Below are 11,531 nucleotides of genomic sequence, written 5' to 3' on the forward strand. Positions count from 1 at the left end.
TTTTTGTTTATGGAGTATCCTAAATTCACTCAGAACAAGCCAAATTGTAACAACATGGGTTAGCTTTTCGGCTGTATAATAAACCTTGCTATTTCCAGCCTTTAATCATATCTTGCCTATCAATGATCAATCCCTACATAACCAAACTCAATTGGTGGCGTCACAACACTGTGCAACCGGGATCATAACGACTATTAAGTATTAGTCCCTTTTCAATACCCCATCCGGCAGAACGATTATCCGGGTGTTTTTTATTCACAACAAAATTAAAATAATGGCTTTTGAACTAAATAGTGTTGTGCCCTGGGGCCGCACTTTTACCGAGTATAGGCAAATGTTTAACCTTAGTGCTGGTGATGTAACTAAAAAGATTGTCAGTATAGGTGATGGTCCGGCAAGTTTTAATGCAGAGATGTATGCGATGGGTAAGCGGGTTACATCCATCGATCCTTTATACCAATTTTCGGCTGATGATATCCGGAAACGGATTGATGAAACCTGCGTAGAAGTGATAGGTCAGATGCGGGCCAACGCCGATAAGTTTGTTTGGAACAACATTCGGGATGTGGAAGAACTACAGGAAATAAGAATGACTGCGATGAATCATTTCTTACAGGATTTCAACTATGGCTGCTCTCAACAGAGATACATTAATCACGCCATGCCCGCTAAAACGCCTTTCGCTGATAATGCATTTGAGCTGGGCCTAAGCTCCCACTTTTTGTTGCTGTACGATAACCTGGGGTTAAAATTTCATACGGAGGCCATACAGGAGATCATGCGCATATGCGCTGAATTACGTATTTTTCCAATATTAAACCTTAATGCCGCAACGCCCGCGTTTTTTGGTGAACTGCTTGATGCGCTCGGTCTCAATTTTAATATCGACATACAAAAGGTAGACTACGAATTTCAAAAAGGAGGTAATCAAATGTTGATTATTAAAAGAGGGATATAAGTAAATTTGAGAAATAGCCTAATAGAATCTGATACTTTTTAAAACCAATACATTTATTTTTGAGATATGGAGATAGTTGATAAAATAAAAGAAATTTTCGAGCCAACTTTCGAAGTTTTGAAGGTAACGAGATCAGGCCCGGATAGCTTAAATGCAGGAGCCTATATTACGATAGATGCAAAGCATGAGGGAAAATCACATAAACGGGTTTTTAGGGAGGCTGAACTTGTACAATTAAACGCAGAAGGTAAGTTAGCAGAAACAATAAGAGCACTTTGCGCTGTGATGCTTACGTCGGAAGAGTAGACCATTCTCTGGTCGAAGTTTAGCGATAGCGTAACTTCGTCCTAAAATAAGGCAAGCATCCTTCTTGCGGACCTGAAATATTAAAAAAGGTTGGTCATCTGTTTCGGTTAAGCTGGAAGCTTAAGCAGCTTGGGAATTGAAGTTTAGCGACAGCTAAACTTCGACCAGGTAAGGGACGCTTTGCTTGAACTCCATCATCATAAAACGCCCCAGCCACTACCTCCACATACATTACATTCTTCGTAATTTCCAAAACAACCCTGACATAGAAAAAGAAAGGATTTTAGATACCATTTCCCATCAAAGATTACTTCGGCTCTGTACGGACACCCATCAGGTGAATCTAAATAATACTCAACCAAGCCTTCATTCTTTTTAGCCTTATCTGTTAAAATAAATTCAAAGTCAACTTGGTTTAAAATAGATCTTTGCTCGAACGACGGGTGTAAAAATTCATTTTTTAACAGATTGTTTAATAATGCCGAATTGCTGTCGCAAAGTTTAAACAATTCTAATACACGGTTCAGTAACTCTCTGTCGGTCATTTTTGATGTTTAAAGGATATGCGATTCTTGTTGAAAACCTTATAATCAGTAACCAGCTAAGAAATGTTTTATTATTCAATACATTCCTTTCCTGGTCAAGGTACGCCAATCTCTCTAAAACAATATATCAAAAATTCCCTTACTTTACCATCGTTAAATAACCTGGCACATTACCTATGCTTAAACACTTCCGGTGGTTTATTACAGTTATCGCATTGTTTTCAACGGCTTCCTGCCGCAAACCCGGCAATGCTTCAACCGCATTTTACTACTGGAAAACCAGCTTCAATCTCAACAACCAGCAAGCAGAGCTGCTAAAACAAACCGGCAATAACGTTTACATCCGCTTTTTTGATGTAAGCTGGAACGAGAAAGAGCGACGCTCATACCCCAATGCCGTTGTGCAATTTAACCAGGTGCCAGCCGGTTTAAACATCACACCGGTTATCTACATCACCAACAAAACTTTTGAAAATACTGCCGATACTGCTGTGGCCACCCTTGCGGCGCATTGTAATAAGTTAATTAATGATCTGGCCGCAGAAAAGAAGATCAACTACACCAAAGTTCAGGTTGACTGCGATTGGTCGTTAAGCACACGGTTTAAATACTTTGGCTTTCTTGAGGCTTTTAAGAAGCTAAACCAAAAACAATTGGAAGCAACCATCCGCCTGCACCAGGTTAAATTTAAAGACCGTACCGGTGTGCCGCCGGTTGACCGGGGCGTATTGATGTTTTACAATATGGGCAAGCTCAACGCCGACTTGCGCCAACCCAATTCAATTTACAATGAAGATGATGCCGGTAAGTACATCGATTATCTAAGCCTGTACCCCTTAAAGCTGGATATCGCCTTGCCGCTGTTTTCATGGGCTATTCATATCCGCAGCGGAAGGGTAATACAGGTTTATGGAAAAATAGGGAAGCAGGAACTTGCAAACCATGCCCAATTCGAGCAAATTGAAGGGCGGGCTAACTATCGGGCTGTAACAAGCTTTTTTATGGAAGGAATTTATGTAAAACAAAATGATATTTTTAAGCTTGAAGAAACGGACAGCAACATATTGAATGCCGCTGCCAAACAATTAGTACAGCATCTGCCTAAACAACAACATACAACCATCATCTATTATGAACTGGCCAACATCGACCCTTCAAAATTTAACCAGGAAACCCTTACGCAAATTTCTGCTCGTTTTTAGTTTATGCACACTAACTATAGCAGGTGTGATCTGGGCCTGCGCCGATTCATACGAGGAAGAGTATTCGGTTTTTACGCCCGAATATTTTGTTAACAAACAATACTCACCTTTCTTTTACACCGGCAATGAGGTTTACTACGGCTTAGGCTATACCGACGGCAGCAATACATGGTACAATGATGTTATTGTTGACGAATGGTATGAGCATTTTAACCATCAATTTAATAAGGCTTCGCTTCAATACCTGCTCCTTAAAGCCAGTGAAGGGGCTGTTGATTCTATCCATCGTAAATTTACGGGCACACTCAAAGCGCTGCCTGCCAAATATCCGGCTATTGTTACCGGTTCGGTATCGCCAAAAATGCTTAATGCTTTTTATAACTACCTTAAGCAGGCTAAAAACAGTGAAGATTATTCGGTGAACGACCAGTATTATTCATGGGATAAAGTAAAGCCTAATCATTCGCCAGCTAATCAGGCCTCAACGCTGATCAGTGCTTTTGATGCCGAAACAGATCCTTTTATCAAGGAACGTTTATGGTTTCAGGCCGTTCGTTATTATTACTTTTTGGATAATTCGTCATCAGCAACAGCTGTCAAACTGTTCAATCAGTTCAAAGATCATTTCCCTAAAAATCTCATTTATTACCGCACAATGGGCTATGTAGCGGGATATTATTACAGGCAAAAAAATTACGCCTTATCAAATTATATGTATAGTAGCTGTTATGATTATACTTATAAACTTAAGATCCCGAGTTTCTGGAGCTTCCACCCGCAGAATGAAAGTGATTGGAACGCTACCCTTCGGCTTGCTAAAACTCCGGAAGAGAAAATAACTTTATGGCATATGCTGGGTGTGCAATACGATGCTGCAAGGGCTATAAGAACTATTGCAGCTATCAACCCAAAATCTGAGAAGCTGGATCTGTTGCTAAGCCGACTCATTAATATCAGGGAAGCAGGAACAGGAGGTGGTAAACCTGCCGATTCGGTAATAAAATCCGATAACGATGGTAAACGCCTTGTTGAAAGTATTGCCCTAAAAAATAATACAGCCAAGCCTTACTATTGGAACCTCGCCGCCGGTTATCTTAATTTTTTAGATAGCAATTATACTGCCGCATCCAGGTTTTATGCTACAGCAAAAGGGCAGTTTCCGGCCGGTGATAAGATGATTGTGGCACAGGCTAAGCTGCTGGACCTGATGCTATACATTAAAAGCCTGAAAAAAATGGATGCCAACGCCGAGGCTAAATTAATAGAACCGCTTAACTGGCTTGCCAATTTGCGCGACAATAAAACCAGGATAAAAGACCTGCGATTTGATAATGCTATTTCGGTTTGTAACCTGGCTATTGCCCGGTTGTATAAAAAGCAGGGTAACACTATCAGGGAGGTATGTTTTAACAACAGCGCGCAGTATTTTTATGCCGATAGCGCCCGGGTACAGCACATGATAGATCTGCTGAATAAACCGGATAAAACTGCTTTTGAGCAAGCTATGATGCGTTATTATCCGGTAACACTGAATAATTTATACTATCATCAGGCTATATCTTTAGCCTATCAGCAAAAATTACCGGAAGCCATTGCTCAGCTTAAGAAAATGAAACCCGAAGATTTTGTACTTGCCGGTAACCCTTTCACCGGCAGAATGCTTGACTGTCATGACTGTGACCATGCCGCTCTGCAAAAGCAAAAATTTACACCGCTAAGTTTTCTGCAAACCCTTAACACCCTTGACACCGAAATTAAACAGGGCAAAAATGTGTACAGTAACGCTTATGCTGCAGCTAATGCCTATTATAATATCACGTATTATGGAAATGCCCGGTTATTCTATGAATCGGACGTGGTAGCTACAGGACCAACCGGCCGTTATTATTATGAAGGCGAGCCACGCATGGACGATAAACTAACCTCCATGCAAGTTGCTATAAAGTATTATCAGCTTGCCCGCAAAAACGCTGCTACCGATGAGCAGCGCGCCCGCTGCACATTTATGCTGAGTAAATGTGCACTCAATGAAATTTACAACGATCCTAATTTTAAAGGGGCCGACAAGTTTGCTGATATAAAGGCCAGTCAGCCGGTGATGGATGCCTATTACAATTATTTCACCGAGCTAAAAGAGAAATACAACAAAACGGCTTATTATAAAGAGGCGCTTAAAGAATGTGGTTATTTGAGTGATTATGTGGGTAGGAAATAGCGACAGCAAATAAGTTAAGAGGCGTCAACATCACTTTTGTTTTATTTGAATCCTATTCATATTTCTGGGTGCAAGAGGGTATGATATGAAACTAACAGACAAAATACATTTGGAAAAATATATTGAGTTGATTACTCAATTCTTAAATAAGCAGATATCCGCGAAAGATTTTGAAACACGGTTTCTTAGCGAAAGGCGAGAAGATAAATATTGGATGTCTGGTTTATTCAATAAAGATGTTGGACAAATTTTGGATACATTATTCCTTGATATCGATGAATTTACTCCTGATGAATTGTATGCTGAAAATGATCTGTATGCGATAAATGAAGCAGAGTTACGAAGTCGAACAGCTTTTATATTTACAAAATTGGAGAAATACATTTGACTCATAAATGGATTGAATACTAAATTAATTAGCAATAATTAAAATAATCTGCATATTTGCACATCTGTAATCTGCACATCTGAACAATGGCCAAATCCAAGATCGCGTACTTTTGTCAAAGCTGTGGCTTTGAATCGCCCAAATGGCTGGGTAAATGCCCGTCATGCCAGCAATGGAACACTTTTGTTGAGGAGGTGATTGAAAAGGGCAATGCGTCGGTACCCGCCTGGAAACCGGCATCAACCAGTCAACAGCGGGCCAATAAACCTGTTCCGGTAACGGAGATCACATATACCGAAGAACACCGCGTACCTACTCCCGACAAAGAGTTTAACCGCGTTTTGGGCGGCGGTATTGTTCCTGGCTCATTGGTGCTTATCGGCGGTGAGCCGGGCATAGGCAAATCAACCCTGATGCTGCAGCTGGCCCTGAATATGCCTAATCAAAAGGTACTGTATGTATCGGGCGAGGAAAGCGAACGGCAGATCAAGATGCGGGCCGAAAGATTGGCTTCGCCCGAAGGAGGAGTTATTGGTGAGGGCGCGTATATATTAACAGAAACTTCAACCCAAAACATTTTTAAGCAGATAGAGGCATTGGAACCGGATATGGTAGTGATCGACTCTATCCAAACCCTGCATTCGGCGCATATCGAATCAACACCGGGAAGTGTATCGCAGGTGAGGGAATGTACAGCCGAGTTGCTTCGTTTTGCCAAAGAGACTTCAACTCCGGTATTTTTGATTGGTCATATTACCAAAGATGGCATGATTGCCGGTCCGAAGATATTGGAGCACATGGTTGATACCGTGTTACAGTTTGAGGGCGACAGGCACCATGTTTACCGGATATTGCGCACAATCAAAAACCGTTTCGGCTCAGCATCGGAGCTGGGTATTTACGAAATGATGGGCGAGGGGTTAAGGGAGGTATCCAATCCGTCAGAGATCTTGCTTTCGCACCGGGAAGCACCTTTGAGCGGCATCGCCATTTCTGCTACGTTAGAAGGGATGCGACCAATGTTGATTGAAACCCAGGCGCTGGTTAGTGCGTCGGCCTATGGCACTCCGCAACGTACTGCCACGGGCTTTGATACCAAACGTATGAGCATGCTGCTGGCCGTATTGGAAAAGCGCTGTGGTTTCAGGCTTGGTGCAAAGGATGTGTTTTTGAACATTACCGGCGGTATCAGGGTTGAAGATCCGGCTATTGACCTGGGTTTGGCGGCGGCCATTATATCATCGCACGAGGATATGCCGATACCATTCAAAACCTGCTTTGCTGGCGAACTTGGGCTTTCGGGCGAGATCAGGGCGGTAAACCGTGTTGAGCAGCGCATTGCCGAGGCACAAAAGCTCGGCTTCAATCAGATTTTTATCTCAAAATACAACCTTCCGGCCAGCGGCCAGGATAAAAAGCGAATGGACCTGTCACGCTATGATATAGACATTAAAATTGTAAGTACTATTGAAGAGGTGTTTGGATTGTTGTTTGGATAAGAGGGGAGGTTAAGGCTTAAAGCGTTTAATTGATTTCATGTTATCTTTGTTATTGTAGTGCTGTTAAGATAGCAATGATCATAAAACTATTGGCTTTTAGCTTTTTCCTAAAACTTCAAATTTATTTTTAGCCATCCCTGTACATCTTCCTGACTGGTGATCTCGGTGGGCAGTTTATCATGGATCAGTTTCTCCATCTTATTGCCGGTATTGGCAAAACGGTAATCCCATATCATCATAAGTTTGTTAATAAGGTACACCATTTCGTTGCCCTCTGTTTTGTCAAACACAGTATGATCGGGCCTGCCATTTACACGCGGATCATTCTGAATGTAAGCAGTCCATTTATAATCGGTGTAATGCAGGTTTCTTCTTGAAAAAAGGATCATAAGCGGGGAATTTCTTTAAATGTACGGATAATTAAATGAACAGGGCACGAATGTGGATTTAACTGGATTGAACTGACGTTTTACAGGTAATAATATTGATTCAAATTTTTTGCCGATTTAATAGTAATTTCAGCGCAGATAATTTAAGTTGATGAAAAAATTACTACTCTTTACCGTTGCTTCGGTATTTGCGTGCAATGTTATGGCACAGCAGGAGCCACAAAAAGCCATTTATTATTCCATCTCATTTCCAAACGCTGCCCACCACGAGGCCGAGATCAGCATGACTATTCCGCAGGCACCGGCTGGTGAATTCAGGGTGCGGATGAGCAGGTCATCTGCAGGGCGCTATGCAACGCATGAGTTTGGTAAAAATATTTACAATATTAAAGCCACCGATGTTGATGGCAAAGAGTTGCCGTTAACCCAAATTGAGGGGGATGTTTACGAGGTAGGCGATCACCCGGTTACGGTAAAAATAAGCTATACCCTTTTTGGTAACTGGACAGATGGTACTTATACCTCCATCGATCCAAGTCACGCCCACCTCAATATGCCTGCCACTTTTATGTGGGTGGTAGGGCAGGACAAAAGGCCACTTACCTTTGAGTTTAACGACCTTGATAAATATGGCTGGAAGGTAGCCTCGCAACTTAAGCACGAAGGCTCGGCTGTATATAGCGCTCCCAATCTGCAATACATGATGGATAGCCCGACCGAGTTATCTAACTACAATGTTAGCAGCTGGGAAGTAGTAAATACCGATGGCAAGAAAGAGAAAATAAACCTTACCATGCACTCAGACGACAGCCAGGCCGTAATTGATAATTTCGGTAAGATGATCCAAAAGCTGGTATTGGAAGAAAAAGCTGTATTTGGCGAGCTGCCTACCTACGATTTTGGCGAATACACTTTTGTGAGCGACGTAAACACTGCTGTATCCGGCGACGGTATGGAGCATCGTAACTCAACTTGCATAACAATTCCGGCACCAAAGGTTGAAGGTTTTGAAAACAACCTTATGGGCGTTTATGCACATGAGTATTTCCATAGCTGGAATGTGAAACGTATCCGCCCAAAATCATTGGAGCCATTTAATTTTGAACATGCCAACATGAGCAGCGAACTTTGGTTTGCCGAAGGTTTTACGCAATATTACGGCGAATTGCTGCTTACCCGCTCGGGCTTTAATACCCTTGACGATTACACCAAAACCGTTGCCGGTTTGGTTAACCAGATTTTAAATACCCCGGCTGCCGCCAAATATTCGGCCGCGCAAATGAGCCGTTACTCGGTTTTTGCTGATGCTGGTGTATCTATCGATCCTAATAATAACGTTAACGATTTTACCAGCTATTATACTTATGGCGGTGCTATTGCATTAGCGCTTGATCTTCGCCTACGCAGCGATTTTAACATGACGCTTGATGACTATATGCGTGCTGTTTGGCTTACCCGTGGTAAGGTGATGAAACCGTATACCATTCCTGATTTGCAAAGCGACCTGGGCAAAGTAACCAATAATCCCAAATTCGCGGCCGATTTCTTTAAGCGTTACATTACCGGAATCGATAAGAATAACTATGAAGAGCTGTTGGCCAAGGCTGGTTTAGTATTGCGCAAAGTGCAGCCGGGCAAAGGCTGGGCTGGTCCGTTGGCTGTAACCCCGGGTCGCGGTCGCGCGGGGCAGGTGCGTGCTGCTGATGCAGAAGGCTTGCCAATACTTTCGAGCACAACCATTGGTACCCCGGTTTATAAAGCTGGCCTTGATGCCGGTGATGTTATTTTGAAGGTTGATGGAAAAGATGTGAAGGATCAAAAAGGCTTCAGTGATATTATTGCTGATAAAAAGCCGGGTGATAAAGTTGTCGTAAACTATAAAAACCGTACCGGCGCCCATGAAACCACTATCACGCTTGAGGAAAACCCCAACTTTGAGGTGGTGACATTTGAAAAGGCAGGCAAGCAATTAAGCAAAGAACAGGAAACCTTCCGTAACAACTGGCTGCAGTCAAAAGTCAAATAATCATGAAAAAGGTATCGATAATAACAGCGGCATTATTAAGCGTTTCTGCTTATAGTTTTGCGCAAAATGTAAATAAACTCATCAGTAAGAACGATGTAACCCGGATCATCAAAACCTTGTCGGCCGATGATATGCAGGGCAGGGCAACCTTTACACCCGGCATTGAAAAAGCAGCAACGTTTATTGAACGTGAATATAAAAAAGCTGGTCTTAAGCCAATGGCAGGTAATACCGGGTATCGTCAAAATTTTACGATGGTGCGCTCAACTCCTGTTAGCCTTACCGCGAATATTAACGGTAAAGCCATTGCTGCCGATAGTGCGTTTGCCAGCAGTACAGATTCGTTTAAATGGGCGAGTGATAAAGATGTACAGGTAGTTACTGTTGGGCCCGATAAAAACTTCAGGACCGAGTACCGGGCAGCTTTGCAGAGCGGTAAGAAAACGCTTTTGCTTATCGATCCTAAGTTTAAAGATTTGTTTAGCAGGATTAAGTCGTACTTAGGAGCCGGCAGTACAAATTTTAAAGGTAAAGTAAAAGAGCCATTGGTGTTTGTATTAGGCAAGTTTGATAATGCTGCTTCGTTTGATGTTAACTGCGACATAAAAAACGAGGAATTGCCATTGTTTAACGTTGCCGGTATTATTCCGGGTAAAACCAAGCCCGATGAATACGTTATATTTTCGGGGCACTATGATCACCTGGGGATTATCAAACCTGATAAACCCGGCGTAACTGATAGCATTGCCAATGGCGCGGATGACGATGCCTCGGGCACAACTGCTGTATTAAGTCTGGCCAAATACTATAAAAAATTGAACAACAATGCCCGTACGCTCATTTTTGTGGCATTTACTGCCGAAGAAATTGGTGAATATGGTTCGCAATATTTTGCCAGGCAGGTAGATGCTGATAAAGTAGTTGCCATGTTCAATATTGAGATGATAGGCAAGGCTTCAAAATTCGGCACCAACTCGGCGTTTATTACCGGTTTTGAAAGATCAGATTTTGGCAAGATATTACAGAAGAACCTGGAAGGTACAGCCTTTAAATTTTACCCGGACCCATATCCTGATCAAGACCTGTTTTACAGAAGTGACAATGCATCCCTGGCCGAAGTTGGCGTACCTGCTCACACCATTTCAACCGATCAAATTGATATCGACAAACTATACCACACCGTTGGCGATGAATTTGGCACGCTTGATGTAAATAACATCACTTCAACAATTCGCGCTATAGCACTTAGTTCGCGCACTATAGTTTCGGGCAAGGATACACCAACAAGGGTTCCGAAGAAAACTGAATAAGTGATTAGAGGTTAGTGATTGGAGATTAGTTTTCCCGGTAATGCTGCTATCTAAAAAAAGCTTTTACACAAATCCCCTCTCAAGAGGGGATTTTTATTTAATGTATTTTTGCCCTATGAACAAAATACTCAAAATAGCAGTTGTAGGCCCCGAATCGACAGGTAAATCAACCATGTCAGAATATTTGGCGGCACATTATAATACAATAGCGGTACCTGAGTATTCGCGCGAGTATTGTGCAAACCTCACAGGCGATTGTACTTTTCAGGATGAGGTAAACATGTTTCACGGTCAGTTGGCGCTCGAAAAAAAACTGCTGCCGCAGGCCAATGGTATCCTGATCTGCGATACCACTTTTTTAACAGTAAAGATCTGGAGCGAAGAAATGTTTGGCAGTGCTCCGCAAGAGGTAATTGACGAGTTGCCGCAACATCCTTACGATTTTTATTTACTCCTGGATATTGATCTGCCCTGGCAGGATGACCCCTTGCGCAACTTCCCCACCAAACGCGAATATTTTATGAATGTTTGGCACCGTGAGCTTCAGGCGCTCAATGCTAATTATATAGTGATATCCGGCCTGGGGCAGGATAGATATGATAATGCCGTGAAGGCGATTGATAAGTATCTGAACCCTGATTTTCAGGATTAAAGGATACCCGGGATGATGGTTTTGATGTGCGAATGTGCAAA

The 11,531-nt window shown here is 42.4% G+C and carries 11 protein-coding genes; 9 read left to right on the forward strand and 2 right to left on the reverse strand.

What is annotated here, in order from left to right:
* Positions 1–274: 274 nt before the first annotated feature.
* Positions 275–958: an SAM-dependent methyltransferase gene (locus tag BMX50_RS29920; RefSeq protein WP_091219942.1), complete on the forward strand. Its 684-nt coding sequence runs from the start codon at positions 275–277 to the stop codon at positions 956–958.
* Between the two features lie 66 nt (positions 959–1,024).
* On the forward strand, positions 1,025–1,264 hold the full coding sequence (locus BMX50_RS29925) for a hypothetical protein (RefSeq protein WP_091219946.1): 240 nt from the start codon (positions 1,025–1,027) through the stop codon (positions 1,262–1,264).
* 197 nt (positions 1,265–1,461) lie between these two features.
* Here BMX50_RS29925 and BMX50_RS29930 read toward each other — a convergent pair whose 3' ends face one another.
* Entirely contained in the window at positions 1,462–1,809 is a 348-nt protein-coding gene (locus tag BMX50_RS29930; RefSeq protein ID WP_091219949.1) for a hypothetical protein, read from the reverse strand.
* A gap of 176 nt (positions 1,810–1,985) precedes the next feature.
* Between BMX50_RS29930 and BMX50_RS29935 the strand changes: the two genes are divergently transcribed.
* The 4 genes from BMX50_RS29935 to radA all read left to right on the forward strand — a co-directional run bounded on the left by BMX50_RS29935 (position 1,986) and on the right by radA (position 7,113).
* A complete protein-coding gene (locus tag BMX50_RS29935; protein ID WP_091219953.1) occupies positions 1,986–3,011 on the forward strand; it encodes a hypothetical protein in 1,026 nt (341 codons plus the stop codon).
* A complete protein-coding gene (locus BMX50_RS29940) occupies positions 2,941–5,226 on the forward strand; it encodes a hypothetical protein (protein WP_143065297.1) in 2,286 nt (761 codons plus the stop codon). Before BMX50_RS29935 ends, BMX50_RS29940 begins: the two co-directional genes overlap by 71 nt.
* An 85-nt stretch (positions 5,227–5,311) precedes the next feature.
* Positions 5,312–5,614, forward strand: a complete 303-nt coding sequence (locus BMX50_RS29945; RefSeq protein ID WP_091219961.1) for a colicin immunity domain-containing protein — start codon at positions 5,312–5,314, stop codon at positions 5,612–5,614.
* An 86-nt stretch (positions 5,615–5,700) separates the two neighbouring features.
* Entirely contained in the window at positions 5,701–7,113 is a 1,413-nt protein-coding gene (radA, locus tag BMX50_RS29950) for a DNA repair protein RadA (RefSeq protein ID WP_091219965.1), read from the forward strand.
* A gap of 107 nt (positions 7,114–7,220) precedes the next feature.
* On the opposite strand, the gene BMX50_RS29955 is transcribed toward radA, so the two are convergent.
* Positions 7,221–7,502 carry a hypothetical protein gene (locus BMX50_RS29955; protein WP_091219969.1) on the reverse strand — a complete coding sequence of 94 codons (282 nt, stop codon included), beginning with the start codon at positions 7,500–7,502 and terminating at the stop codon, positions 7,221–7,223.
* 151 nt (positions 7,503–7,653) lie between these two features.
* On the opposite strand from BMX50_RS29955, the gene BMX50_RS29960 reads away from it, so the two are divergent.
* From BMX50_RS29960 to BMX50_RS29970, 3 genes are all read left to right on the forward strand, one after another.
* A complete protein-coding gene (locus BMX50_RS29960; RefSeq protein ID WP_167668145.1) occupies positions 7,654–9,528 on the forward strand; it encodes a M61 family metallopeptidase in 1,875 nt (624 codons plus the stop codon).
* Positions 9,529–9,530: 2 nt separating this feature from the next.
* Positions 9,531–10,838 carry a M28 family metallopeptidase gene (locus BMX50_RS29965; RefSeq protein ID WP_091219972.1) on the forward strand — a complete coding sequence of 436 codons (1,308 nt, stop codon included), beginning with the start codon at positions 9,531–9,533 and terminating at the stop codon, positions 10,836–10,838.
* Between the two features lie 115 nt (positions 10,839–10,953).
* The gene (locus BMX50_RS29970; protein ID WP_091219975.1) at positions 10,954–11,490 is read left to right on the forward strand and encodes an AAA family ATPase; all 537 of its coding nucleotides are present in this window, start codon (positions 10,954–10,956) and stop codon (positions 11,488–11,490) included.
* Positions 11,491–11,531: the final 41 nt, after the last annotated feature.

Source organism: Mucilaginibacter gossypiicola (assembly GCF_900110105.1).
GTDB classification, from domain to species: domain Bacteria; phylum Bacteroidota; class Bacteroidia; order Sphingobacteriales; family Sphingobacteriaceae; genus Mucilaginibacter; species Mucilaginibacter gossypiicola.